Raw genomic sequence first — 26,041 nt, 5'->3', positions numbered from 1 at the left:
CTCTGTCAAGTCCGCGGGATCTTTTCGTGTCGCGACCGTGATGAGACGGCGTCGCTAGCGCGCGGCGGCCGACTCGCGCGCACGCAGGATCGTCTGCAGCGGACCGAACTCCGGCACCTGCTCCCCGCGGATCTGCGCGAGCAGGATGCGCACGGCGCGACGCCCCAGCTCGGGGAAGTCCTGATGAACCGTGCTGAGGGTCGGCGCCACATGCGCGGCGACGGGGATGTCGTCGAAGCCGATCACGCTCACGTCATGCGGCACCCGCAGCCCGGAGTCCCGGAAGCCGTGCATGAGTCCGATGGCCATCAGATCGTTCGCGGCGAACACGGCGGTGAAGTCGCGGCGGAGGGCGAGCTCCTTGCCGGCGAAGTAGCCGAAGTCGGCCGTCCAGTCCCCACGGATGGGCGGGAAGGTCGGCAGGTCGGCCTCGCGCAGACCGTCGAGGTAGCCGCGCATGCGCGATTCCGCCTCGATCCAGTCCTGCGGTCCCGCCAGGTGCAGGATGTCGCTGTGGCCGAGGGAGATGAGGTGCTCCGTTGCCGCCTTGGCTCCGGCGACCTGGTCGGCGGAGAGGCTGACGCCGTCGGATCCGGACGCGGTCTGCAGCGTCACGAAGGGCATGTCCACCGACATGCCGCGCAGGACATGGAAGACCCGGACCTGCGGCGCGAGCACGACGATGCCGTCCACCTGCTCACGGGAGAGCTGCCGCACGGCGTTGCCGATCGCCTCGGGGGTCGTGGCGGCCAGGTTCAGCGTCGAGACGGAATAGCCCTCCTCGCGGGCGGCGTCCTCGATGCCGGCGATGGACGACGTGGGACCGAACTCGCCGATCGTGGCGGACAGGATGCCCAGCATGTTCGACTTGCTGGTGACCAGCGCGCGGGCCGCGAGGTTGGGGCGGTAGTCGAGCACCGCGATCGCGTCGAGCACCTTCGCCTTGGTCTCCGGCCGGATGCTCGGGTGGTCGTTCAGCACACGCGAGACGGTCTGGTGCGACACCCCGGCCAGGCGGGCGACGTCGCGGATGCTCGGCAGACGGGCGCGTTCGGAGGCGGTGGACATCGTCATCCTCCTCGCGTGTGCACGGTCACATCCTCACTTCATTATGTCGGCCGCCGCGCGCGCATGCACCTCCGGGAGTGCGCGCTGCACCCGGGATGACGGAAAAGGTCCTCAGGCGATGATGCGGGCACCGGGCACGGGGCCGTGCACATGCAGCGGGTCCAGGCCGGTCTCGCGCAGTGCGGACTGGACGTCCTGCGCCGTCTCCGGGTCCGCGCAGAGCAGCGCGACCGTGGGGCCGGAGCCCGACACGATGCCCTGCAGCGCTCCCGCCGCGACTCCCTGCCGGATCGTCTCGGCGAGGTCGGGCCGCTCATGGAGGGCCGCGACCTGCAGATCGTTCTCCAACGCGTCGGCGAGCTGCATCGGGTCCCCCGACCGCAGCGCCTGCAGCACCGGGATCGGCACGTCGAGTGACAGCGGCGGGTCGTCGGCGAGCGCCCCCTGCTCCTCGCGGAGCAGATCGAGACGCTCGTACACCACGGGCGTGGACAGTCCCCGCTCGTTGGGCACCAGGATCCAGTCGAAGCGACCGCGCGCGAGCGCCGGGTTGAGCTGATCCCCGCGCCCCGTGCCGACCGCCGTACCGCCGTGCAGGGCGAACGGCACGTCCGCTCCGAGCCGGGCGGCGAGATCGTGCAGCCGGGCGGGCGACAGACCCGTGCCCCACAGCGCATCGCACGCGACCAGCGCGGCCGCGGCATCCGCCGATCCCCCGCCCATGCCGCCGGCGACCGGGACGCTCTTGCGGATCTCGAGCGCCACACCGCCCCGATGCTCCACGGCGGTCGCCAGCAGTTTGGCGGCGCGCATCGCGAGGTTGCGGTCGTCGAGCGGGACCTCGCCGTTGTCCTCCACCCCGGAGACGGTCACCGAGAAGTCGTCGGCGGGGCGCGCGATCACGTCCTCGTACAGCGACACCGCCTGGAAGACGGTCGCCAGCGAGTGATAGCCGTCCTCGTGCCGACCGCCCACGCCCAGGTAGACGTTGATCTTCCCTGGTGCGCGCACATGCACGGATCCGGTCGAGGCGGCGAGGCTCATGAGCGGGTCACAGCTCCGAGGACTTCGCCCACAGGTTCACGTCGATGCCGCCGGACAGCTCGTCGATCCTGGCGAGCTCCTCCGCCGTGAAGGCGGGTCCGTTCACGGCCGCGATGTTCTCGTCGAGCTGTTCCGGACGCGACGCGCCGATCAGCGCCGAGGCGACGACCGGGCTACGCAGCGTCCACTGCAGGGCGAGCTGCGCCAGAGACTGACCGCGCCCCTGCGCGACCTCGTTGAGCCCGCGCAGGGTCTGCACGGCCTCGTCGGTGAGCTTGCCGTCCGGGAGGGAGCCGCGCTTCTGCGCCCGCTCCGCCGTGCCGTCGCCGAGATACTTGTCCGTGAGGAGGCCCTGGGCGAGCGGGGTGAAGGCGATGGCGCCGAGGCCCGACTGCTCGAGGGTGTCGGTCAGACCGTCCTCGATCCAGCGATTCAGGATCGAGTACGCCGGCTGGTGGATCACGAGCGGCGTGCCGAGGTCCTTCGCGACGGCCACGGCCTCCGCGGTGCGCTCCGCGCTGTACGAGGAGATGCCGACGTAGAGGGCCTTGCCCTGACGCACAAGCGTGTCGAGAGCGCCGACGGTCTCCGCGATCGGGGTCACCGGATCGACGCGGTGGGAGTAGAAGATGTCGACGTAGTCGAGGCCCATCCGCGTCAGCGACTGCTCGGCGCTGGCGAGGATGTACTTGCGGCTCGCGAAGTCGCCGTACGGGCCGGGCCACATGTCCCAGCCGGCCTTCGACGAGATGATCAGCTCGTCACGGTAGGGGCGCAGGTCCTCCGCGAAGATGCGTCCGAAGTTCTTCTCGGCCGAGCCGTAGGGCGGGCCGTAGTTGTTCGCGAGGTCGAAGTGCGTGATGCCGCGATCGAACGCGTGGCGCAGCAGTGCGCGCTGGTTGTCGAGCGGGATGTTGTCGCCGAAGTTCCACCACAGCCCGAGCGAGATCGGGGGCAGGTACAGGCCGGACGTGCCGACCTGGCGGTAGGCGAACTCGCTGTAGCGGCCTTCGTCGGCGGCGTACGGACGGTGCAGCTCGGGGACATCGGGGCGGAAGCGCGGGGAGTCGGTCACGGTGCCAGATTAGCCGCTGACGCCGGAACCCTCGATCGCCGTTGCGTGCCGGGCGATCCGCTGGTAGTCGTCGACCGTGAGGTCCTCCCCGCGCGCGGTGGGTGCCACCCCTGCGGCGGTCAGCACCTCGGTCGCCGCGGCGGAGCTGCCGAAGATCCCGGACAGCGCCTGACGAAGCATCTTGCGGCGCTGGTTGAAGGCGGCATCGACGATCTGGAACGTACGACGCCGCTCCTGCTCCGACCCCCGCTCGCCCTCGGAGCGGTCGAAGCCGACGAGCAGGCTGTCGACGTTGGGGACCGGCCAGAACACCTGGCGGGACACCGTGCCGGAGAGCTTCCACTCCCCGTACCAGGCGGCCTTCACGCTCGGCGAGCCGTAGATCTTCGACCCCGGCTTCGCGGCCAGCCGCTCCGCGACCTCGGCCTGGACCATGACCACGCCGCGCTTGAGGTAGGCGAAGTTCTCGAGGAAGTGCAGCAGCACCGGCACCGAGACGTTGTACGGCAGGTTGGCGACGAGGACCGTCGGTTCCCCCGGCAGCTCCGTGATGCGCAGCGCGTCCGCGTCGACGACCGTCAGGCGGTCGGCCTCGACCCCGTGCTCCGCGGCGGTCTGCGGCAGACGTGCGGCCAGCCGGTGGTCGATCTCGACCGCCGTGACCGCGGCACCGGTCTCCAGGATCGCCAAGGTGAGCGAGCCGAGTCCCGGACCGACCTCGACGACGCGCTCACCGGGCTGCACGCGCGCGGCCTGCACGATCTTGCGGACGGTGTTCGCGTCGGTGACGAAGTTCTGGCCGAGCTTCTTCGTCGGGGTGACGTCGAGCTCGGCGGCGAGGCGGCGGATCTCGGTGGCGCCGAGCAGGGTGACGGTCATCCGTCCATTCTCGCCTACTCCGGACCGGTCCCCCGCGTCGGCCGTTCTCAGTAGTCTTCTCTGGTGCCCTCCCTCGGTGAACTCGTCGCGCCCCGCCGCATGGGCCGCGACTTCCGCTGGCTGCTCGCGTCATCGTGGACGAGCAACGTCGGCGACGGTGTGGCGCTCGCCGCCGCTCCCCTGCTCATCGCGTCGATGACGTCGTCGCCGATCCTCGTCGCCTCCGGCGCCATCCTCCAGTTCCTGCCCTGGCTGCTGTTCGGACTGCACGCGGGGGCGATCGCGGATCGCTTCGACCGGCGCCGCCTCGTCATGGTCGCGAACGCCGCGCGCGCCGTCGTGCTCGCCGCGCTCTGCGTCTTCCTCGTGACCGGCACGGCCAACATCTGGATCGTGCTGGCCGTCGCCTTACTGTACGGAACCGCGGAGGTGTTCGTCGACACCGCGGGGAGCACGCTGCTGCCCATGCTCGTGAAGCCGGCCGATCTCGGCATCGGGAACGCGCGTCTGCAGGCCGGCTATCTCGTGGCGAACCAGTTCGCAGGCCCGCCGCTGGGTGCGCTCCTCTTCGCCGCCGGGAGCGCGTGGCCGTTCCTCGTCGAGGTGCTGTGCGTGACGCTCGCGGTCGTGCTGATCTCCCGCATGGCGCGCACGCCGGTCCCGCCGCGCGACACCGCGACGCACCCGCCGGTGCACACGGACATCGCCGAGGGGCTGCGGTGGCTGTGGCGCAACCCGCCGGTGCGGATGCTCGTGATCATCATCCTCGTGTTCAACGTCACGTGGGCGGCCCCCTGGGGCGTGCTCGTGCTGTACGCCACCGAGCACCTGCACATGGGAGCCGTCGGCTACGGAGCGCTCACGACGGCCTCGGCGGCGGGCGGCATCCTCGCGACGCTCAGCTTCGGCTGGTTGGAGCGGCACGTCTCCTTCGCGACGCTCATGCGCATCGTGCTCTCGCTGGAGGTGCTCATCCACCTCGCCTTCGCCCTCACCACGGCGGGCTGGGTCGCGCTGATCATCATGTTCTTCTTCGGCGCCTACGCGTTCGTGTGGGGCACGATCTCCACGACCGTCCGACAGCGTCTCGTCCCCGCGGAGCTGCAGGGTCGCGTCGCCTCCGTCAACATGGTGGGCGTGTTCGGCGGAATGGTGATCGGGCAGGCGCTCGGCGGCGTGATCGCGCAGCTGTGGGGCCTCACCGCGCCGTGGTGGTTCGCGTTCGGCGGCGCCGCGATCACGCTGCTGCTGGTGTGGAAGCCGATCTCGCAGATCGTCAGCGCGAGGCCCGTGGCGGAGCCCGACGCGGGGGTTCAGCGGAACGAGCCGTAGACCCGGAGGGTGTTCGCGGCGAGCTGGGCGGACAGCTCGTCGACCTCGATGCCGAGCTCGGCCGCCATGAAGCGCACCGTGATCGGGACGAGGTACGGCGCGTTCGGGCGGCCCCGCAGTGGGACAGGGGTGAGGAACGGCGCGTCCGTCTCGACGAGGATGCGGTCCAGCGGGGTGACCTTGAGCGCATCGCGCAGGTTCTGCGCGTTCTTGAACGTCACGTTCCCCGCGAAGGAGAGGTGATACCCCGCATCGGCGCAGATGCGGGCCATCGCGTCGTCGCCCGAGAAGCAGTGGAACACCGTGCGCTCCGGGGCGCCGACACGGGCGAGCGTCTCCAGCACCGCCTCGTGCGCATCGCGGTCATGGATCTGCATCGCGATGCCGTGCTTCTTGGCGAGCGCGATGTGCGCCTCGAACGAGGCGAACTGCGGTGCCCGGCGCTCCGGCTCGGTGCGGAAGAAGTCGAGTCCCGTCTCGCCGATCGCCCGCGTGCGCGGGTGCGCGGCGAGCTCGTCGATGACCGCGATGGCCTCGTCGAGCCGGCCCTCCTCCGCGTAGGTCGGAGCGTCGTTCGGGTGGATGGCGACGGCGGCGAGCACGCGCGGATCGGATGCGGCGGCCTCGACCGCCCAGCGGGACGACTCGATGTCGCCGGACGCCTGCACCACGCCGGCGATCCCGACGGCCTCCGCGCGGTCGAGCTGATCGGTGAGGCTCAGCGGCTCTTCGCCGTCGATGATCTCCAGATGCGCGTGGTTGTCGTACACCGGGACGGTCAGCGGCTCGGGGGCGGCGGGATACCTCAGGTCCTTGCGGCCGTCACCGTCGCGGCGCTGCACATACGTACCCGACATCGCTCAGGCCGCGGACTCCACCCGGGGGAACAGCGGCGCGAGGCCGTTGACGCTGGTCCCGGGCTTCAGCACGCCCCAGGAACCGGCCTCGCGGATGGGCTGGTCCTGCAGACGGCCGAGCGTCTCCGCCGCGCCGAGCGCGATCCACAGCTTCTCGGTCGACTCCGGCATGACCGGCGACAGCAGCACGGCGAGCGCGCGCAGACCCTCGGCACAGGTGTACAGCACCGTGCCCAGACGCTCGCGCTGGTCCTCGTCGCGGGCCAGGGCCCACGGCTCGTTCTCCGTGATGTACCCGTTGAGCGCGTCCACGATGGTCCAGATCGCCGAGATGGCTTCGTCGATGCGGAACTGCTCGATCGCGGCATCCGCGTTCTTCGCCGCGTCCGCCACGATCTTCTGGATCGCGAGGTCCTTCTCGGTGTAGTCCGCCGCGGGAGGGACGATGCCCTCGAAGTACTTCTCGATCATCGCGGTCGTGCGCGAGGCGAGGTTGCCGAAGCCGTTCGCGAGCTCCGCCTGATAGCGGGCGGACAGGTCCTCCCAGGAGAACGAGCCGTCCTGGCCGAACGCGATCGCGGACAGGAAGTAGAAGCGGTAGGCATCCGAGCCGAAGACGTCGGTGATCTCGGTCGGAGCGATGCCGGTGAGCTTCGACTTCGACATCTTCTCGCCGCCGACGAGCAGCCAGCCGTGCGCGAACACGCCCTTCGGCACGTCGAGCCCCGCCGCCATCAGCAGGGCGGGCCAGATCACGGCGTGGAAGCGCAGGATGTCCTTGCCGACCACGTGGTAGGCGGGCCAGCGCCGAGCGAAGGTCTCCTCGTCGGACCCGTAGCCGACAGCCGTGGCGTAGTTGAGCAGGGCGTCGACCCACACGTAGATGACGTGCGACTCGTCCCAGGGCAGCGGAATGCCCCAGTCGAACGTCGACCGCGAGATCGACAGGTCCTTGAGGCCCTGGCTCACGAACGACACGACCTCGTTGCGCGCCGAGTCGGGGCGCACGAAGTCGGGCTGGGTCCTGTAGAGCTCGAGCAGCGGCTCCTGGAACTCGCTGAGCTTGAAGAAGTAGTTCTTCTCCTGCAGCAGCTCCAGCGGCTTCGAGTGGATCGCGCAGACCTTCAGCCCCTCGAAGGGACCCGTGCCGTCGACGATCTCGGACTCGGGCTTGAACTCCTCGCAGCCCACGCAGTAGAGCGCCTCGTACTCGCCGGCGTAGATGTAGCCGCGGTCGTAGAGCCGCTGGAAGAACGTCTGCACGTTCGTCTCGTGGCGCTCCTGCGTCGTGCGGATGAAGTCGTCGTTGGCGACGTCGAGCGTCTTCAGCAGCGGGAACCAGCTCTCGCTGACGAGCTTGTCGACCCACTCCTGCGGCGTCACGCCGTTCGCCGCCGCGGCGCGCAGCATCTTCTGCCCGTGCTCGTCGGTGCCCGTGAGCATCCACGTGTCGTCCCCGCCCTGGCGGTGCCAGCGGGCGAGCGTGTCGACCGCCACCGTCGTGTACCCGTGGCCGATGTGCGGCACATCGGAGGGGTAGTAGATGGGCGTGGTGATGTAGAAGGAGTCGCCAGCGGGCATGGGGACAATTCTAGGTGCCCCCATGCCCGTGGTTACGCCGTCGTGTTCCTCAGAGCCCATTGCGGCGGGCGACCTCGCCGAGCCAGGCGAGAGACGGCTTCGGGAACCGCTCGAAGGTCTCGTGGTCGAAGCCGATGAGACCGAAGGTCGGCCGGAACCCGCTCGCCCACTCGTAGTTGTCCAGCGCGCTCCAGTGCTGGTACGCGCGCACCTCGATGCCGTCGCTGATGGCGCGGTGCAGGCCCTCCAGTGCGCCCTGCGTGTAGGCGATGCGGCGGGTGTCGTCGGCCGTCGCGATGCCGTTCTCCGTGACGAGCACGGGGACGCCGCCACTGCGCTCCCACGCGCTGCGCACGCCCAGCTCGAGGGCCTCGGGGAAGAACTCCCAGCCCGTGAGGGTCGTCTCCACGTCGGGCGACACCGGCAGCGGCCCCTCCGGACCGATGAACGTGCGGGTGTAGGCCTGCACACCCACGAAGTCGTCGCCGGCGGACTGCTCCAGGTACCAGTGGTCGCGCGGGTCGCCGTACTGCGCGAGCATCTCGTCGGCGCCCGGCTCCCCCGTGGAGTGGAAGGCCTGGGTCGCGATGGTCCAGCCGGCCTGCACGCCGGGCACCGTGTGCAGGATCTCCGACGCCCTGCGGTGCGCCTGCAGCAGCGTGTCTGCCACTCCCAGATCCGGGTTGGGGAGGCCGAAGGCGACGAGGTTCGCCGCGTCCTCTCCCCCGGCCAGCATCGCCGCGATGTTCGGCTCGTTGATCGTGCACACGTAGCGCACGCCGTCGAGGATCGGCAGCACCGTCTCCACGTAGCGGGAGAACAGGTCCACCGCGTCGTCGGCACGCCAGAAGCCGTCCTTCTGGAACCACTGCGGCACCGTGAAGTGCATGAGCGTGACCGTCGGGTCGAGCCCGTTCTCCCTGGCAGTGTCGATCATCCGGCGGTAGTGGTCGAGCATCGCCCGCGAGACGAACCCGCGCTCCGGCTCGATCCGCGCCCACTCGACCGAGAACCGGTAGGAGTTCAGCCCGGCCTCGGCGAGCAGCCGCATGTCCTCCGGGTAGCGGTGGAGGTGATCGGCGGCGTCTCCGGAGGGCTCGACCATGGTCGAGTTCGGCGCGTGTTCCATCGCCCACCAGTTGCTGGTGGTGTTGTTGCCCTCCACCTGGTGGGCGGCGGTCGCGGCGCCCCAGAGGAAACCGTCGGGGAATGCGAGCACGGATGCGCTCCTCTCGTTGTCTATCGGATACGTGATGGGTTGGGGACGGCGTCGAGCAGCTCGACCGTGTACGGGTCCTCGGGGTGCTGCAGGACCTGCGAGGTCTCGCCGCGCTCGACGACGCGGCCGCGGTTGAGCACGAGGATGTTCTCCGTGACGAGGCGCGCGCTCAGCAGGTCGTGCGTGATGTAGAGCATGCTGATGCCCCAGCGCTCGCGCAGGTCCTCCAGCAGCGCGAGCACGCCGGCGCGGAGCGAGACGTCGAGCATCGACACCGGCTCGTCCGCGATGAGCACCTGCGGGTCGCTCGCGAGCGCACGGGCGATCACGACGCGCTGCCGCTGCCCGCCGGAGAGCTGGTGCGGCAGCTTGGCCGCGAACTGCTCGACCGGGGTGAGGCCCACCGTCTCCAGCAGTTCGAGCACGCGCGCCCGCGCCTCCGCCCCGCGCAGCCGCGTGTAGTTCACCACGGGACGGGTGAGGGCGTACTCCACGGTGTGCAGCGGGTTCAGGGCCGCGTACGGATCCTGGAACACCATCTGGACGTCCTTGCGCAGGTCGCGCAGGCCGCGGCGCTTGAGCGTCGCCACGTCGGTGTCCCCGAAGCGGATGGTGCCCGAGGTGGGCTTCTCGACGCCGGTGAGCATCTTGGCGATGGTCGACTTGCCCGAGCCCGATGCGCCCACGAGGGCGAGCGCCTCCCCCGGCTCCAGGCGGAACGACACGTCGTCGACCGCCACGACCGGTTCCTGCCCGCGGCGCGGCGCCGGATAGCGCTTCGAGACGCCCTCCACCACGATCGCGGCGTCGGCACGGCGGGCGTCCCGCTGCGACACCGTCGGCAGCGTCTCGGTCACATCCGTCCTGCTGCGTCCCTCCCGGCGCCGGGTGCCGAGGTCGATGAACCCCGGGATCTCGATCTTCTCGGCCCGCGGATCGGCGTAGTGGCTCAACAGCATCCGCGTGTACTCGTCCTGCGGACGATGCAGGATGTCCCGGCTCGGGGCATCCTCGACGATGCGTCCCTCGTGCATGACCATCACCCGGTCGGTCGCCTCGAGGACGATGCCGAGATCATGGCTGATGAGGATCGCGGTGAAGTGCTCGGAGCGCTGCAGCTCCTGGATCGTGTCCATGACCGCGTGCTGCACGAGCACGTCGAGCGCGGTGGTCGGCTCGTCGAACACCATGAGCTGCGGTTCGAGCGACAGGGCGAGCGCGATCGAGGCGCGCTGGCGCATCCCGCCGGAGAGCTCCCCCGGGAAGCGGTCCAGCACCTCGGGCTTCAGGCCCACCTTGCCGACGAGCTCGCGCGCCCTGGCTTCGCGGTCCTCCTTCGGGACGTGACCGTGCGCGGCGAAGATGTCGCGGAAGTGGTTGCCGACCGTGCGGACGGGGTTGAGGGCGTTCATGCCGGACTGCAGCACCATGGCGAACCCGCCCTGACGCTGACGGCGCAGCTCCTCGGCGTCGAGCTCGCGGATGTCGCGGCCGTCGAACAGGATGCGACCCCCGCTGATGCGCGCCGGCGGCTTCTGCAGCCGGGTCAGCGCGAAGCCGAGCGTGGACTTGCCGGAACCGGACTCGCCGACCAGCCCGACGAACTCGCCGCGGCGCAGCGTGAAGGACACGTCGTGCACGGCCTGCACCGGCTGCTGCCCTGGCGAGGCGTACTCGATCGACAGGCTCTGGACGTCGAGCAGGATGTCGTTGTGCTCCATGGCGCTCATCGGCCCTTCCCCTCGCGCAGGCGCGGATTGGAGATGCCGTCCACGCCGAAATTGATCAGTGTCAGGCTCAGCGCCAGCAGGGCGATGCAGAGACCGGGTGCGAACAGCAGCAGCCACTGCCCGGTGAGCAGGGAGTTGGAGTTCTGCGCCCAGTAGAGCATCGTGCCCCAGCTGACGATGCTGGAGTCGCCGAGGCCGAGGAACTCGAGCCCCGCCTCGGCGAGGATCGCGGCGGTCGCCGCGCCGAACAGCGTGCCGGCGATGATCGACGTCATGTTCGGCAGGATCTCGCGGAACACGATCCGTGCTCGACTGTCACCGGAGAACTGTGCCGAGGTGACGAAGTCGTTGCCGCGCAGCGACTGCGTCTGGCTGCGGAGCACGCGCGCGCCCCACGCCCAGCCCGTCACGACGATCACCGCGATGATCATCAGGATTCCGCCGTTCTGCAGGTAGGCGGCGATCACGATCATGAGCGGCAGGCCGGGGATCACGAGGAAGAGGTTCACGATGAACCCGATGACCTCGCCAGCGAAGCCGCGCATGTACCCCCAGCTGAGGCCGATCAGGACGGCCACGATCGTGGAGAGGATGCCGGCGGCGAAGCCGACCAGGAGGCTGACCTGCGCGCCGAAGATGAGCTGGCTGAGCACGTCCTCCCCTGCGGCCGTCGTCCCGAGCCAGTGCGCCCAGGAGGCGTCGGCGTTGCGCTCGAAGGTGTTCTCCTTGGGGTCGTACGGCGCCAGCAGCGGCGCGAACACGGCCACCAGCACGAAGAAGCCGAGGATGCAGAGGCCGAGTCTGGCCTTGCCGTTCGACCACAGGGTGCCGACCATCCGCCCGAAGGCGCGCCAGGGGCTGGGCGCCGCGATGCGGTCGGCGGGGATCTTGACGTTCATGGTGGAGGTCATCGGCGTGTCCTTGGGTCCAGCACCCCATACAGGATGTCCACGAGGAAGTTGGCGATGAGCACGCTGACGGTGATCATCAGGAAGAGCGCCTGCATGAGCGGGTAGTCCTGCCCGATCACGGCGTTGAAGAGCAGATAGCCGATGCCCGGGTACCCGAACACCTGCTCCACGAGGATCGATCCGCCGACCACACCGCCGAGGGTGAGTCCGAATCCGGTGAGGTTCGGCAGGATCGCGTTGCGCGCGGCGTAGCGGAGGGCGATCGTGCGGCCGTGCAGACCGTTCGCCTCGCCGAACGTGATGTAGTCCTCGCCGAGCGTGTTGATCATGGCGTTGCGCATGCCGATGATCCAGCCGCCGAGGGAGGTGAGCAGGATCGTCAGCGCCGGCAGGAACGCGTGGCTCAGCAGATCGCCGAGGAAGTCCCAGGTGAACCCGGGGGTCGTCGTGGCGGAGTAGGCGCCGGTGGTCGGGAACCAGTGCAGCACGTAGCCGAAGAAGAACAGCAGCAGCAGCGCCGTCCAGAAGTAGGGGAACGTGCTGAGGAACGACCCGGTCAGCGTCGGCAGCGTGTCGAGCCACGTGCCGCGGCGCCAGGCGGCCGCGACGCCGATCAGGGTGCCGATCACGAACGCGAGGATCGTGACGATGCCGACGAGCCCGATCGTGTACGGGAGCGCGGTCGACACCATGCTCGACACCGACTGCGGATAGAAGGTGTACGAGACGCCGAAGTCGAGCCGGACCACCTGTCCGAGATAGGCGATGTACTGATCCCACAGCGAGCCGGTCGGCACACCGAGCTGGGCTTCGATGGCGGCACGCGTGGCGTCCGACACCGGCCCGTTCTGGGACAGCTTCGCGATCGCGGCATCCGCCGGCGAACCCGGCATCATCCGCGGGAGGAAGAAGTTCAGGGTGACCGCCGCCCACAGGGTGAGCACGAACAGGCCGAGCTTCTGGAGCACGTACTTCACTTGTCGTCCTCCTTCACGCGCTCGAGCCGCGTGAAGATGCCCAGCGGCGCGGAGTCGTAGTTCTGAGGGATCATGTACGGGTCTTCCTCACTGGGCCAGCCGGTGAACTTGGCGTCGCTGAACAGGCCCCAGATGCCGCCGTAGTACAGGCCGATCACGGGCATCTCGTCGTAGACGAGGCGCTGCAGCTCCTTCACGATCTCGCCTTGGCGGTCGGTGTCGACGGTCTCGCGGTACTCCGCCAGCAGCGCATCGGCCTCGTCCGAGCGGTAGCGCTCGAAGTTGTTGGCTGTCGCCTCCCCCGACGGCACATAGAACTCGCTGGAGAGCAGGTTGTTGTACGCCTGGTAGACATCGCCGTTGCCCATGCCGCCGATCGCCATCTCGAAGTCGCCGTTGCTGATCGCGCTCTGGTATCCGGCCGGCTGGGGCAGCTTGAGCGTGACCTTCACGCCGACCTCGGCGAGCTGGCTGCGGACGGTCTGCGCGGCCCTGGTCCAGTCGGAGTAGCCGTTGGCGGTGGTGAGGGCGAACTCGAGCTGCTCGCCGTTCGCGTCGACGAGTCGGTCGCCGTCGAGCGTGTACCCGGCTTCGGCGAAGGCGGCGAGCGCCGCATCCTCGTCCTGCGTGATCAGGCCCTGATCGGGGATGCTGGGGTCGAGGTACTGTTCCTGGTTCGGCAGGATGAGTCCGGTCTGGCCGGCCGGCTTCATGTACCCCTCGGACGCGGTCTCCGCGATCTCGTCGCGGTCGAGCGCGAGGGCGATGCCGCGGCGCACGTTCACGTCGTCGAAGGGAGCGACCTCGAGGTTCGGCATCAGCGCGATCACGCCTCCCGGCGGGAACCACCAGGTGTTGTGCGGACTGGCCGCTCCCCAGGTGCCCTCGACGTCGGAGATGAACGAGTAGGCCCAGTCGTAGCCGCGCGTGACGGTGTCCAGCTGCGAGTTGGTGGCCGGGAGGATGATGTGCTCGATCTCGATCGAGTCGGCCTGCCAGTAGTCGGGGTTCTTGTCCATCGAGTACTGCTGGTCGTTGTAGTTGCCGAGCACGAAGGGCCCGGTGCCGACCGGCTTCTCGTTGCGGTACGTGCCGGGGTCCTTCACGTCGGCCCAGAGGTGCTCCGGCACGATCATGGTCTGCCCGAGGATCGACAGCGAGGGGGCGTCCTCGGTCTTGAGGTGGAGGATCACGTCGTCGCCCTCGGTCTCGACGCTGTCGAGGTGCTGCCATGCGCCCTTGATGTCGAGAGAGGGGTTGTCCTTGAGCAGCTGGAAGGTGAAGGCCACATCCTCCGGCGTCAGGTCTTCGCCGTCGCTCCACTGCACGCCGTCGCGGATCGTCATCTCGATCGTGCGCGCATCCGGCTGCTCCCACTCGGAGGCCAGCCAGGGCTTCTGCTCGCCGTCGAGCGGGTTGATGAGGATCAGCGGTTCGTAGATCCACCGCGAGGCCGTGCGGGTGTTGGTGAGGTACGGGTTGAAGTTCCTCGTGAAGAACGGGTTGCCCTTGTCGGCGTTGATCAGCATCGTGTCGTCGCCGATCGAGGGATCGGGTTGCGAGGTGATCTGGATGCTGCAGCCGGTGAGCGCGATCGCCGCTGCCGCCAGACCCGCGACGGCCGCTCTGCGCCACCGTCGGAACGTGTGCGTCTCTGCCACTGGAATCCTCATGTCGTCTCTGTCATGAAGGGCGTTCCCCGTCGGAGCGCCCGCACGGCCGAAGCCGCCTCAGCGATTGTAAGCGCATACATTTTGGGATCGCAACCCCTTGACAGAGCGCCGACGAGGACGGCGGGAGCTCAGTCCGCCCGGCGCGAGCTCTCCCGCAGGAGGATCCGCAGCGGCAGTCTCGCGGTCAGCGGAGGGGCGTCGCGCTGCTCCAGCCGGCGGGCGAGCACCTGCACCGCCGCGCGTCCCAGCTCGATCATGGGCTGGCGGATCGTGGTCAGGGGCGGCACGGAGAGCGCCGTCGCCTCGATGCCGTCGAACCCGGTGACGAGCACATCCTGCGGCACCCGCACACCGCCCGCGCGGAACACGTCCAGCGCGCCCAGCGCCATCTGGTCGTTCGCCGCGATCAGGGCGGAGGGCACCCCCGTCCGCAGCAGCTCCTCGGCCGCGCGTCGCCCCGAGGCGCGCGTGAAGTCACCGCGGATGACGTCGACGGGAGCGCGTCCGGCCGCGGCGACCGCCGCCGTCACGCCCTCCCGCCGCTGCTCGCCGTCCGGGGAATCCGCGGGGCCGGCGAGGAAGACCACATCGCCGTCTCCGACCTGCGACAGCACATGCCGCGTCAGCTCCCCCATCGCCTCGGCGTTGCTGACCGTGACGTGGTCGTAGTGGTCGCCGCGTGGGGGTCCGGACAGGACCACCACCGGGATGCGGCGCGCGAGGTTCGCCAGCACGTCGTCCGGGACGCTCCGTGCGAGCACCATCAGTCCGTCCACCCGGCCGGCCATGTCGCGCACGGTCGAGCGATCCGGATCATCCCGGCCGACGCCCACCATCAGCACGAAGCCCTGCTTCCACGCCTCCAGCTCGGCGCCCCGGAGCACCTCGTCGAGGAAGAGCATCGAGGTGTGCGCATCCGCATCCGTGCCGTCCGCGACCACCGTGAACGGCGGCGCCGCCCGTCCCCCGGCGGAGAGCACGTCGAGCGCGGGAGCATCGTCGGCCGCATCGAACCCGGGGAAGTACAGCCCCAGCACACCCGTGCGGCGCTCGGCCAGACCCCGCGCGCTGCCGCTGGGCACGTACCCGAGAGCGGCGACGGCGTCGAGCACGCGCTCCCGTGTGACCGGACGCACCGCCTCCGGCGAGCGCAGCACGCGGGACACGGTCGCGATCGAGACCCCCGCCCGGTCGGCGACGTCGTACACGGTCGCGGCCCTGCTCACGGTCACGCTCCTCCGGAGCGGGCGGCGAGAGCGGCCTGGTAGAGGTCGCGGGAGGACAGGCCCGTGAGGGCGGCGACCTCTCCGGCGGCGTCCTTCAGGCGCGTGCCGTCGGCGACGAGCCGCTGCACCTGGGCCAGGGCGTCCTCCGCCGAGGTCTCGCGACGCGCTGCTCCTTCGACGACCACGACGATCTCGCCCTTGACGCCGTTCTCGGCCCAGGCGACGAGCTCGGCCGCTGTCCCTCGGCGCACCTCCTCGTAGAGCTTGGTCAGCTCACGGCACACCGCGATCCGGCGGTCCTCCCCGAACGCCGCGCCGATGTCCGCCAGAGCGCTCGCGAGACGGGACGGCGACTCGAAGAACACCATCGTGCGCGGTTCGGCGGCGAGCGCGCGCAGCGTCGAGCGACGATCCCCCGGCTTGCGGGGCAGGAAGCCCTCGAATGTGAAGCGGTCGGTGGGTAGGCCGGAGATCGCGAGGGCCATCAGCACCGCACTGGGACCCGGGATGGCGGTCACCGTGACGCCCTGCGCCACCGCCTCGGCGACCAGCCCGTAGCCGGGGTCGCTCACGGTCGGCATGCCGGCGTCGCTCATCACGACGATGTCGGTCTCGGCGGCCAGGGCGGCCAGCTCGGCGGCCTTCTGCTTCTCGTTGTGGTCGTGCAGGGCGATCAGACGCGGCCGGTTGGCGATCTGCAGGGCCTGCAGAAGGCGCTGCGTGGTGCGGGTGTCCTCGGCGACGAGCACCTCGGCGTTCTCCAGCACCTCCACCAGGCGTCGCGACGCGTCGCCGAGGTTTCCGATCGGAGTGGCGGCGAGGATGATCACCCGCCCAGCTTATGCGCGCGGGGCGCAGCCGCCGGAGAAGGCTCGTTGTCTAGGCTGGACCGGTGACCGCGCCCGTGCCTCTTCTTCCCGCTCCCGAGGAGCGGCTGACGCGGTACGAGCGACTGCGCGACCGCCTGCTGCGGGACCCGGACTGGGCGCGCGCGATCCGGTGGCTGGCACCTCTCGTGGTGACGGCCCTCGCCGCGGTGCTGCGCCTGGCGAATCTCGCGCACCCGGCCCAGCTCGCGTTCGACGAGACCTACTACGTCAAGGACGCATGGTCGCTGTGGACGCTCGGCTACGAGGGCACCTGGGGCCAAGGGGCGGACGACGCGTTCCTCGCGCGACAGGACCTGCCGCTGTCCGAGCAGGGGGCGTTCATCGTGCATCCCCCGCTCGGCAAATGGCTGATCGCCCTCGGCATGGCCATCGGCGGTCCGGACAACAGCGCGGGATGGCGGCTGGCCACTGCACTCCTCGGCACCGGTTCCGTCCTGCTGGTGTACCTGATCGCCCGGCACCTCAGCGGATCCGTGGTCGTCGCCACCGTCGCCGGCACCCTGCTCGCGATCGACGGCGTCAGCATCGTGATGAGCCGGATCGCCCTTCTCGACGGCATCCTGACGTTCTTCGTCCTGCTCGGGGTCCTGTTCCTGCTGCACGATCGACGGCGCACGATCCCGCAGCTCGAGAAACGGGACCCGGACGCGCCGGACCCGTTCTGGGGTCCCGTGCTGTGGCGTCGGCCGTGGCTGGTCGCCGCCGGCCTCGCCCTCGGCGCCGCGTCCGCCGTGAAATGGTCGGGGCTGTACGTGCTGGCGGGCTTCGGACTCTACGTCGTCGTCACGGACGCCCTCGCCCGCCGACGCGCCGGCGTGGTGCTCTGGCCGACGGCTGCGGCGTTCCGGCAGGGCCCCGTGTCGTTCGTCCTGCTCGTCTTCCCCGCCCTCGCGGTGTACCTCGCGAGTTGGACGGGGTGGCTCGTGACCTCGGGCGGCTACGACCGCCAGAGCGACCCGAACCCGCTGATCGCCCTGTGGAACTACCACCAGTCGATGCTCGGCTTCCACGTCGGTCTGACCCGGGGGCATCCGTACGCCAGCCCCGCCTGGGAATGGCCGTTCCTGCTGCGCCCGACGGCGGTCTGGGTCGGCGACGATCCGGGCGCCTGCGGCACGGACCACTGCATCGCGGTGATCTCCGCGATCCCGAACCCGCTCATCTGGTACGGCGGCGTCGCGGCCGCCGTCTACCTGCTGTACCGCCTGGTGCGCGGCTGGATCCGCCGGCAGCCGGTGGGTCCCGAGTTCAGCGTCCCGCTGGTCGGGCTCGCCGTCACGTACCTGCCGTGGCTCATGTTCCCCGAGCGGACGATCTTCCAGTTCTACACGGTCGTGATGATGCCGTTCCTCGTGCTGGCGCTCGCGATGACGCTGCGGGTCATCGCCGGCGCGCGCGAGGACCCGCTGCACCGACGGCAGTCGGGCGAGCGCACCGTCCTGATCTCCCTCGGGTTCGTGGTGCTGGTGTCGGCGTTCTTCCTGCCGCTGTGGACGGGGATGAGCGTGCCGTATCCGTTCTGGCTGCTGCACAACTGGCTGCCCGGCTGGATCTGACCCCGCTAGGACCCGTCCGCCGCCACGTGATCCACGAGCGGGAGCACGCGACCGGAGAGGTGCGTGCGCATCGCGATGGACGAGGCGGTGCGGGCGACGCCCGGGACCAGAGCGACCCGGTCGAGCACCTCCTGCAGCCGCGTGGCGTCGCGCGCCACGAGCCGCAGCTGCATGTCGCTCGCGCCCGTCACCGTGTGCATGTCGACGATCTCGGGGACGGCGTCCGCGAGTGCCGTCGCCACCTCGTCGTGCCCGATCTTCTGGTCGATCTCGACGAGGCAGAACGCGACCACGCCGTAGCCGAACCCGGCCGGGTCGATGCGCGGCACGATCGCCTCGATCACACCGCTCTCGTGCAGGCGGGCGAGACGGCTGGTCGCGGTGCCGCGCGCGATGCCCAGCCGCCGTGCGCACTCCAGGATCGGCAGCTGCGGCGACTCCGTGAGCAGCCGGATCAGCTGCGCGTCGAGGCGATCGATGCGCATCGTCACTCCCGCGGGACGCCGGGCCTCGCCACGCCCCTGGTCGCGCGGGCGACGAGGAGGAGCACGGCCGTGAGTCCGAGGGTCAGCAGCAGCTGGATGCGCGCGGCCTCATCGATCATCGCCAGCGCGATCACCGCGGTGAGCAGCAGCAGACACAGCCACGACAGCCACGGGAAGCCCCACATCCGCATCGGCATCTCGTCGCCTGCGCGATCCGCACGACGGCGGAGGATGATCTGCGCCACCGCGGTCGCGGTCCAGATGACGAGCAGCGTCGAGCCGACCACGTTGAGCAGGGCCGGCAGCACCACGTCGGGGAACGCCCAGTTCAGCCCCACCGTGACGAACCCGAAGGCGACCGAGGCCAGCACCGCGACGAACGGCACGCCCTTGAGGCTCGTCCGGGTGGCGGCCAGAGGAGCGAGGCCCCGCTCCCCCAGCGAGTACGCCATGCGGGAGGCGCCGTAGATGTTGGCGTTCATGGCCGACAGCAGCGCGATGATCACGATGAGGTCCATCACGAGACCGACGCCCGGCACGTTCAGCGTCTCGAGCACGGCCGAGAACGGGCCGGCCTTCACCGCCGGGTCGTTCCACGGGAGCACGGCCACGATCACGAAGATCGATCCGACGTAGAACACCAGGATGCGCACGAGCACCTCGCGCACGATCCGACGGATGTTGTGCGCGGGATCGTTCGACTCCGCGGCGGCGATCGCGACGACCTCGGTGCCGCCGAACGCGAACACCACGATCAGCAGGGCGCCCGCGATGCCCGCGATGCCGTTCGGGGCGAAGCCGCCGTTGTCGACGAGGTTCGAGATGCCGGTCGCCGGCACATCGGGGATGAGTCCCACGATCGCGCACACCCCGACCACGAGGAAGGCGATGATGGCCGCGACCTTGATCGCCGCGAACCAGAACTCGAAGCGGCCGTAGTTGCGCACGCCGAACAGATTCACCGCGGTCAGCGCGACGACGAAGATGAGCACCCACACCCAGGCGGGGATGCCGGGGGTCCAGTTCGCCACGATCGCACCGGCGCCGGTGGCCTCGGCCGCGATCACCACGACCAGCTGAATCCAGTACAGCCAGCCCACCGCGCTGCCGGCGCTGCGCCCCATGGCCTTCTGGGCGTAGGAGCTGAAGGCGCCGGAGCTGGGGCGCGCCGCGACCATCTCGGCCAGCATCGCCATCACGAGCACCACGATGCCGCCCGCCACGAGGTACGACACCAGCACGGCGGGCCCCGCGATGCTGATCGCCTGCCCCGAGCCGACGAACAGACCGGCGCCGATCGCGCCGCCGAGCCCCATCATCGAGATCTGACGACGGGTCAGTCCCGGGTGCAGACCCTTGGTGGTCGTCGTGGTGGTGGGCACCTCGGTCACGGGATCGTTGGTCATGCGTCCATCGGTCATGCGTTCACCTCGGCGAGCTCGGTCTCGAGGGCGGACTCCACCCGGTCGATGTCCTCCACGGAGCCCGAGGAGATGCGGACGCCCTCGCCGGGGAAGGCGCGCGCGACCACACCGCCCTCCTGGAGCAGTCGTTCGAGCTCCGCTGTGCGGTCCCCGGCGGGCACCCAGACGAAGTTGGCCTGCGAGCGGACGGCGGGCCATCCGGCGGCGGTGAGCACGTCGTGCAGACGGTCGCGCTGCGCGACCACCTCGTCGATACGCGTCGCGAGCTCGTCCTCGGCGTCGAGGGACGCGAGGGCAGCGGTCTGGGCGAGGTCGGTCACGCCGAACGGCACCGCCACCTTGCGCTGGTTCTCGGCGACGGCGGCGGGCGCGATCGCGTAGCCGATCCGGAGCCCGGCGAGCCCGTAGGCCTTGGAGAAGGTGTGCAGCACGGCGACGTGGGGGTGTCGGCGGAACAGCTCGATGCCGGCTCCTCTGCTCTCGGTGCGGTCGAAATGCACATAGGCCTCGTCGATCACGACCAGCACGTCGTGCGGCACCGCAGCGACGAAGCGCTCCAGCTCATCGGCGTCGACGACCGTGCCGGTCGGGTTGTTCGGGTTGCACACGAAGATCAGCCGCGTGCGCGGGGTGATCGCGGCGAGCATCGCGTCCAGATCGTGCGCGTGGTGCGCGTCGAGAGGCACGGGGACGGGCGTGGCCCCGGCGATGCGCACGAGCGAGGGATACGCCTCGAACGACCGCCAGGCGAACACGACCTCATCGCCCGCGCCGGCGACCGCGTGGATCAGCTGGGCGGCGATCTCGACCGACCCGGCGCCCACGGTCACCTCGGACAGGTCGACGTCGTAGCGGGCGGCGAGGCGCTCGCGGAGCGCGGCGGCGCTCATGTCCGGGTAGCGGTGCAGCGTGGCCAGGCGCGCGGTGACCGCGTCGACGACGGACGGCAGCGGCGGGTGCGGGGACTCGTTGGAGGAGAGCTTCGAGGCACCGGCGGGCGCCGAGCGCCCCTGCCGGTAGGCGGGGACGGCGTCGAGTCCTGGACGGGTGGGAAGGGGCATCGTCAGAGCGTCCTTGCTGTGATCGGGTGAGGTGTCGCGCAACAGTAGAACGGATGACGTCGACTGGGCAAACGGCGCACCGCACGCTGCGCATCCCGCGCAACCGGCACCGCCGGGTGGGGGGAAGCCTGGGCAGATTGTCCAGGTCGAGCGGACGGGGCCGCCGTCCGTGCTCAGCGGGTCGCACTCACCTCGGCCGGGTCGCTCACCGGCAGCCGGCACACGAACGCTCGGCAGTCGTAGGCCCGCTCCGCCGTCGTGTCCTTCCCCTCGAACAGGGCGAAGCCGGCATCCGCGAACCGTCGCGCCTGATCAGGGGCGACCACGGCGACGACCTCGGCCTCCGCGCCCCTGGCGGCATCGGCGAGGGCGCCGTCGCGAGCGGCGGTGACCACGACGAGCTGTCGGGGCGGCAGGGCCAACCCGGCCGCGACCCGCAGGAGGGTGCCGTGCGCGAACGGCTGCTCGAGCGACCGCGCAGCCAGAGTGCGCACGATCCCGGTCGCCTCCTCCCGGTACCCCTCCCCTGCGCCGAGCCACCACGCGGTCAGCGCGGCCCCGGCGACGGCGGCCGCGTCGGAGGGGAGGTCGCCGTCGGTGTGGTCGGGGGACGACGCGATGCCCTGCGCCGACAGCAGCGGGTCGCGTCCGCCGCCGCCTGCGATCGCATGGTCGAGGATGTCCCGTGCGGTCGTCGCCCACTGCACCTCTCCGGTGGCGAGCGCCAGCGCGAACAGCCCATCCGCGAGCAGGGCCAGGTCGGCGACCGTCGCGACGGCAGCGGAGGCCCACCCGTCGAGGGACGCCCGCACCAGCACACCGTCGGAGTCGCGGTTCGCCCGCAGCACGGCATCCGCCGCGGCGACGGCCGCGTCGATCCAGGCGCTCTCGTCGAAGGCCGCACCGGCGCGGGCGAGTGCTCCGATCGCGAGGCCGTTCCAGCCGGTGATGACCTTGCCGTCCACGGCCGGCGGCTCCAGCTCCGCCCGCTCGGGCACAGGACGGAGGTAGTAGCCGCCCTCGCTGCGCGCCCCGTCGATGACCGACTCGGAATCCTGGGCGGCTCCGAATCCGCCGTCCTCGCGTCGGAGCACGCCGACCAGGAACGCGGCGATGCCCCGCACGACCTGCTCGTCGCCGGCATCGCGGGCGACATCGAGAAGCTGTGCATTGTCGGTCAGCATCCGCTCGTAGTGCGGCACCGTCCAGTCACGCTGGGTGGCGTACCGGAAGAACCCGCCGTCGGCATCGCGCAGATCCGAGTCCGCCATCGCGGCGAGCGCACGCCCGGCCGCTGCCGCCGCATCCGGCGCGCCCTCGCGCACCAGCGGGTGCTGCAGGAACCGCAGCGTCGTCGCGACCGGGAACTTCGGTGCGGCCCCGAAACCCCCGAACTGCGGATCCTCCCGCTGGGCGATCGCCGTCGCCGCCGCCGCGATCGCCGCGGGGTCGGGGAGGTCGGAAGGCGAGGTCTCCGCGGCGCGGGCGAGGGCCTCGGTCACGGCATCCGCGGACTCCTCCGCCTGCGCGCGGCGCTGCGTCCACGCCTCGCGCACCGCAGCGAGCACGTCGCGGAACGCAGGCATCGGCGCACGCGCCTCGGGCGGCCAGTAGGTGCCGGCGTAGAAGGTGCGCCCCCGGGGAGTGGTGAACACGGTGAGCGGCCAACCGAGGTTCTGCGTGAACGCCGAGGCGGCAGCCATGTAGGCGCCGTCGACCTGAGGGTGCTCCTCGCGGTCGACCTTCACGGCCACGAAACCGTCGTTGATCAGGGCCGCCGTCGCCGGGTCGGCGAACGACTCCCGCGCCATCACGTGGCACCAGTGGCAGGTGGAGTAGCCGATCGAGATCAGCAGGGGCACGTCGCGCCGCTGCGCCTCGGCGAACGCCTCCTCTCCCCACGGGTACCAGTCGACGGGATTGTCGGCGTGCGCGCGCAGGTACGGGCTGAGGGTCTCGGCGAGCCGGTTGGTCATGTGGCCAACGCTACGCCGCGTGGGGTGGGGAGTCAGCCCACCAGGAGCTCGACCGGACGCGACGCCGCATAGCCGACCAGCGGCAGGGCACGCTCGGCGGCGAGGGCGATGCGGGCCCGCAGCACCTCGGACGCGATCTCGTAGCCGTCGAAGTCGGTGTTGCTCGCGTACACCCCGACCGGGAGGGTGAGCGCCTGGAAGAAGGCGAACAGCGGGCGGAGCTGATGCTCGATGATCAGGGCGTGCTTCTCGCCGCCGCCCGTCGCCGCGAGCAGCACCGGCTTGCCCACCAGGTCGTACTGGCCGACGAAGTCGAACAGGTGCTTGAACAGCCCCGTGAACGAGGCACGATAGACCGGGCTGCCGACGATGAGCAGATCGGCCGACTCGATCGCCTGCAGCTGCGCCTCGACCTCGGGGGGCAGCTGGTCGCGCTGCAGCGCGCCGGCCAGGCCGGGACCGATCTGCGTCAGTTCGATGAGCTGCGCGTCGACCTCGGCACGCTCGCCGATCGCGGCCGTGATCGCACGGACGAGGGCGGTGGTCTTGCTCGGCTCGTGCAGGGATCCCGACACGGCGACGACGCGGAACGGAGCTGTCATGGCCTCGACGGTACTCACGACGACGCCCCGTGTCGCGCGCGGCGACACGGGGCGTCATGTGAGCGGAGAGCGGAGGTCAGTTGACCTCGTCCGGGTGCGACCCCACGCGACCGGAGCCGTCGAGCGGGTCGAGTGCATCGATCGCGGCCACTTCGGCGTCGGTCAGCTCGAACCCGAACACGTCGAGGTTCTCGCGCAGACGCTCGGGGCGCACCGACTTCGGGAAGACGATGATGCCCTTCTGCAGGTGCCAGCGGAGCACCGCCTGCGCCGGGGTGACACCGTGAGCTGCAGCGGCATCCGCGACGGCCGGGATGCCGAACAGGTCGTACTTGCCCTGTCCGAGCGGGCCCCACGCCTCGATGCGCACGTCGTTCGCGTCCGCCCAGGCGACCTCCTCGCGGCGCTGGTACGCGGGGTGCAGCTCGATCTGGTTGACGGCGGGCACGACGCCGGTCTCCTTCACGGTGCGCTCCAGGTGCGGGACGAGGAAGTTGGAGACGCCGATGCTGCGCGTCAGCCCGGCCTCGCGCAGCTCGACCAGCTTCGCGAATGCGTGCACGTAGTCGTCCTTGGCCGGGGTGGGCCAGTGCACGAGGTACAGGTCGACGTGCTCGAGGCCGAGCTTGTCGAGGCTCTCGCCGATCGCGGCGCGCGGCTCCTCGCCGTGGTGGCGGTCGTTCCAGAGCTTCGTCGTGATGAACAGCTCGTCCCGCGGGATGCCCGAGGATGCGATGGCCGCGCCCACGCCCTCCTCGTTGCCGTAGATCGCAGCGGTGTCGATGTGGCGGTAGCCGATCTCGAGGGCCTCGCTCACGGCGCGCTCGGTCTCTGCCGGCGGCACCTTGAAGACGCCGTAGCCGAGCTGGGGGATGGAGTGGCCGTCGTTCAATTCGAGTGCAGGAATGGTCATGGCCCCAGCCTATGACCTGTGATGACAGGTCAGCCAAGCCCCTTGACGAAAGACGTCAATCGAGACCGTCGAGTCCCCGCGACATCGCCTGGAAGGCATCGACCGCCCGCTCGGCCGGGCGAGGTCCTGCCGCGTCGGCCGCCCACTGCTCGAAGCCGACGCGGATGGCGTCCGTCGCGACGGCGGCGAGGAGGCGTGCGTGCCACGCGCCGAGCCCCCGCTGCTGGAGGATCTCCCGGAGCTGGCGTTCGGAGTCGTCGTTGACGCGGAGCCAGACGTCGCGCATGGCCGTGTCGTCGTCGAGTCCGCGGAGCACTCCGCGCATCGTCTCCAGCTCCTGTCCCTCGCCTCCCGAGAGCTGCGACCGGATCACCGCGGGGATCTGCGCGCGCAGCGACTGCTCGCCGACCTCCGCGAACGCCTCCTGCCATCTCCGGGCTCCGACGCGGAGGATCGGGGCGATCGCATCCTCCTTGCGTGCGAAGTAGCGATAGAACGTGCGCACCGAGACTCCTGCGCGCGCGGCGATCTGCTCTGCGGTGACACCGGCGACACCCACCTCGGCGAACAGTCCCGCAGCCGCGGCGGCGATCTCGCGCTCGGTCACCGCCTTCCGGCGCTCGGTCAGATTCGAGGTCTCCACGGACTCAGCGTAAGGGAATACCCGACGTTGATGACAGGTTGAGCCCAGGTGGCACGATCTGCCATAGAGGCATAGTCTGCCCATCAGGGTCGCCGATATCGCGACATCACCAGAGAAAGGGAAGTCCATGAACCGCTACGAAGGACGCAGGGCGCTCGTGACCGGAGGAGGATCGGGCATCGGCCAGGCCACGGTGCTGCGGATGCTGCGCGAGGGCGGCACCGTCGTCGCCGCCGATGTCAGCACCACAGGCCTCGAGGACACGGTCGCCAAGGCGGGGCCGCTGGCCGAGCGCCTCACGACCGTCACGATGAACATCGCGGACGAGGCCTCCGTCACCGCGTGCGTCGCCGAAGCCGTCGCGATCCTCGGCGGGCTGGACGTGCTGGTGAACGCCGCAGGGATCCTGCGCTCTTCGCACACCCGGGAGACGACTCTCGAGCAGTTCGAGCAGGTCATCCGGATCAACCTGATCGGCACGTTCCTCGTGATCCGCGAGGCGATCCCCGCCCTGCTCGAGGGCACGTCCTCCGCCGTGGTCAACTTCAGCTCGACCTCCGCCGGATTCGCCCATCCCTACATGGCGGCCTACGCGGCCAGCAAGGGCGGCGTGCAGTCGATGACCCATACCCTCGCCGCCGAGTACGCCAAGAGCGGGATCCGCTTCACCGCGGTGCAGCCCGGTTCGATCTCCTCCGGGATGACCGACGGCACGGGCCGGAGCGGTCAGAGCAACGGTCCCGGCCTGCCGTCCGATGCCGACATGAGCCTGTTCATGAAGCTCTCCCCCGCCATCGGCCAGGGCTTCGCCGGACCGGAATCGGTCGCCGGCGTGGTGGCGATGCTCGCGAGCGAAGACGGCGCCTTCATCACCGGCACCGAGGTGCGCATCGACGGCGGCACCCACTTCTGAAAGGGC

23 protein-coding genes are annotated in these 26,041 nt (G+C 70.2%); 3 read left to right on the top strand and 20 right to left on the bottom strand.

What is annotated here, in order from left to right:
• Positions 1-54 precede the first annotated feature (54 nt).
• The 4 genes from F6A08_RS06840 to rsmA all read right to left on the bottom strand — a co-directional run bounded on the left by F6A08_RS06840 (position 55) and on the right by rsmA (position 4,066).
• Positions 55-1,074, bottom strand: a complete 1,020-nt coding sequence (locus F6A08_RS06840) for a LacI family DNA-binding transcriptional regulator (protein ID WP_017202584.1) — start codon at positions 1,072-1,074, stop codon at positions 55-57.
• A 105-nt stretch (positions 1,075-1,179) separates the two neighbouring features.
• Positions 1,180-2,112, bottom strand: coding sequence for a 4-(cytidine 5'-diphospho)-2-C-methyl-D-erythritol kinase (locus F6A08_RS06835; protein WP_017202585.1), 933 nt, complete (start codon positions 2,110-2,112; stop codon positions 1,180-1,182).
• A 7-nt stretch (positions 2,113-2,119) separates the two neighbouring features.
• Complete coding sequence (mgrA, locus tag F6A08_RS06830) at positions 2,120-3,187, bottom strand: L-glyceraldehyde 3-phosphate reductase (RefSeq protein ID WP_124896025.1); 1,068 nt, start codon at positions 3,185-3,187, stop codon at positions 2,120-2,122.
• A 9-nt stretch (positions 3,188-3,196) separates the two neighbouring features.
• Positions 3,197-4,066: a 16S rRNA (adenine(1518)-N(6)/adenine(1519)-N(6))-dimethyltransferase RsmA gene (gene rsmA / locus F6A08_RS06825; protein WP_017202587.1), complete on the bottom strand. Its 870-nt coding sequence runs from the start codon at positions 4,064-4,066 to the stop codon at positions 3,197-3,199.
• A 63-nt stretch (positions 4,067-4,129) separates the two neighbouring features.
• Here rsmA and F6A08_RS06820 point away from each other — a divergent pair, with 63 nt between their 5' ends.
• A complete protein-coding gene (locus F6A08_RS06820) occupies positions 4,130-5,398 on the top strand; it encodes an MFS transporter (protein WP_225855763.1) in 1,269 nt (422 codons plus the stop codon).
• On the opposite strand, the gene F6A08_RS06815 is transcribed toward F6A08_RS06820, so the two are convergent.
• The 9 genes from F6A08_RS06815 to rsmI all read right to left on the bottom strand — a co-directional run bounded on the left by F6A08_RS06815 (position 5,380) and on the right by rsmI (position 16,402).
• A complete protein-coding gene (locus F6A08_RS06815; RefSeq protein ID WP_151458987.1) occupies positions 5,380-6,255 on the bottom strand; it encodes a TatD family hydrolase in 876 nt (291 codons plus the stop codon). The two genes, F6A08_RS06820 and F6A08_RS06815, sit on opposite strands and share 19 nt — an antisense overlap.
• Before the next feature lie 3 nt (positions 6,256-6,258).
• Positions 6,259-7,836 (bottom strand): methionine--tRNA ligase, encoded by a 1,578-nt coding sequence (gene metG / locus F6A08_RS06810; protein WP_151458986.1) that lies wholly within the window; start codon positions 7,834-7,836, stop codon positions 6,259-6,261.
• A gap of 49 nt (positions 7,837-7,885) precedes the next feature.
• Entirely contained in the window at positions 7,886-9,055 is a 1,170-nt protein-coding gene (locus F6A08_RS06805) for a glycoside hydrolase family 1 protein (RefSeq protein ID WP_151458985.1), read from the bottom strand.
• A gap of 20 nt (positions 9,056-9,075) precedes the next feature.
• Positions 9,076-10,776 (bottom strand): ABC transporter ATP-binding protein, encoded by a 1,701-nt coding sequence (locus F6A08_RS06800; protein WP_151459128.1) that lies wholly within the window; start codon positions 10,774-10,776, stop codon positions 9,076-9,078.
• A gap of 5 nt (positions 10,777-10,781) precedes the next feature.
• Entirely contained in the window at positions 10,782-11,696 is a 915-nt protein-coding gene (locus tag F6A08_RS06795) for an ABC transporter permease (protein WP_124896029.1), read from the bottom strand.
• Positions 11,693-12,673, bottom strand: a complete 981-nt coding sequence (locus tag F6A08_RS06790) for an ABC transporter permease (RefSeq protein WP_017202594.1) — start codon at positions 12,671-12,673, stop codon at positions 11,693-11,695. Before F6A08_RS06790 ends, F6A08_RS06795 begins: the two co-directional genes overlap by 4 nt.
• The gene (locus F6A08_RS06785) at positions 12,670-14,334 is read right to left on the bottom strand and encodes an ABC transporter substrate-binding protein (RefSeq protein WP_151458984.1); all 1,665 of its coding nucleotides are present in this window, start codon (positions 14,332-14,334) and stop codon (positions 12,670-12,672) included. Before F6A08_RS06785 ends, F6A08_RS06790 begins: the two co-directional genes overlap by 4 nt.
• Positions 14,335-14,474: 140 nt before the next feature.
• Positions 14,475-15,572 carry a LacI family DNA-binding transcriptional regulator gene (locus tag F6A08_RS06780; protein WP_225855761.1) on the bottom strand — a complete coding sequence of 366 codons (1,098 nt, stop codon included), beginning with the start codon at positions 15,570-15,572 and terminating at the stop codon, positions 14,475-14,477.
• 2 nt (positions 15,573-15,574) lie between these two features.
• Complete coding sequence (gene rsmI / locus F6A08_RS06775; RefSeq protein ID WP_151458982.1) at positions 15,575-16,402, bottom strand: 16S rRNA (cytidine(1402)-2'-O)-methyltransferase; 828 nt, start codon at positions 16,400-16,402, stop codon at positions 15,575-15,577.
• Between the two features lie 62 nt (positions 16,403-16,464).
• Between rsmI and F6A08_RS06770 the strand changes: the two genes are divergently transcribed.
• Positions 16,465-18,018, top strand: coding sequence for a dolichyl-phosphate-mannose--protein mannosyltransferase (locus F6A08_RS06770; RefSeq protein ID WP_151458981.1), 1,554 nt, complete (start codon positions 16,465-16,467; stop codon positions 18,016-18,018).
• Positions 18,019-18,023: 5 nt separating this feature from the next.
• Here the strand turns inward: F6A08_RS06770 and F6A08_RS06765 are convergent, their stop codons facing one another.
• The 7 genes from F6A08_RS06765 to F6A08_RS06735 all read right to left on the bottom strand — a co-directional run bounded on the left by F6A08_RS06765 (position 18,024) and on the right by F6A08_RS06735 (position 25,122).
• Positions 18,024-18,503, bottom strand: coding sequence for an Lrp/AsnC family transcriptional regulator (locus tag F6A08_RS06765; protein ID WP_124896034.1), 480 nt, complete (start codon positions 18,501-18,503; stop codon positions 18,024-18,026).
• A 2-nt stretch (positions 18,504-18,505) separates the two neighbouring features.
• Complete coding sequence (locus F6A08_RS06760) at positions 18,506-19,909, bottom strand: amino acid permease (protein WP_017202601.1); 1,404 nt, start codon at positions 19,907-19,909, stop codon at positions 18,506-18,508.
• 11 nt (positions 19,910-19,920) lie between these two features.
• Complete coding sequence (gene hisC, locus F6A08_RS06755; protein ID WP_151458980.1) at positions 19,921-20,988, bottom strand: histidinol-phosphate transaminase; 1,068 nt, start codon at positions 20,986-20,988, stop codon at positions 19,921-19,923.
• Between the two features lie 173 nt (positions 20,989-21,161).
• Complete coding sequence (locus tag F6A08_RS06750) at positions 21,162-22,964, bottom strand: thioredoxin domain-containing protein (protein WP_151458979.1); 1,803 nt, start codon at positions 22,962-22,964, stop codon at positions 21,162-21,164.
• 32 nt (positions 22,965-22,996) lie between these two features.
• Complete coding sequence (msuE, locus tag F6A08_RS06745) at positions 22,997-23,566, bottom strand: FMN reductase (protein ID WP_017202605.1); 570 nt, start codon at positions 23,564-23,566, stop codon at positions 22,997-22,999.
• Positions 23,567-23,642: 76 nt separating this feature from the next.
• Positions 23,643-24,479, bottom strand: a complete 837-nt coding sequence (locus F6A08_RS06740; protein ID WP_151458978.1) for an aldo/keto reductase — start codon at positions 24,477-24,479, stop codon at positions 23,643-23,645.
• A 55-nt stretch (positions 24,480-24,534) separates the two neighbouring features.
• The gene (locus F6A08_RS06735; RefSeq protein ID WP_151458977.1) at positions 24,535-25,122 is read right to left on the bottom strand and encodes a TetR/AcrR family transcriptional regulator; all 588 of its coding nucleotides are present in this window, start codon (positions 25,120-25,122) and stop codon (positions 24,535-24,537) included.
• 127 nt (positions 25,123-25,249) lie between these two features.
• Between F6A08_RS06735 and F6A08_RS06730 the strand changes: the two genes are divergently transcribed.
• Positions 25,250-26,035 carry an SDR family NAD(P)-dependent oxidoreductase gene (locus F6A08_RS06730; protein WP_151458976.1) on the top strand — a complete coding sequence of 262 codons (786 nt, stop codon included), beginning with the start codon at positions 25,250-25,252 and terminating at the stop codon, positions 26,033-26,035.
• The last annotated feature ends 6 nt before the right edge of the window (positions 26,036-26,041 follow it).

Source organism: Microbacterium algeriense, assembly GCF_008868005.1.
GTDB classification, from domain to species: Bacteria; Actinomycetota; Actinomycetes; order Actinomycetales; family Microbacteriaceae; genus Microbacterium; species Microbacterium algeriense.
This window is presented reverse-complemented; position numbering and strand designations above follow the sequence as displayed.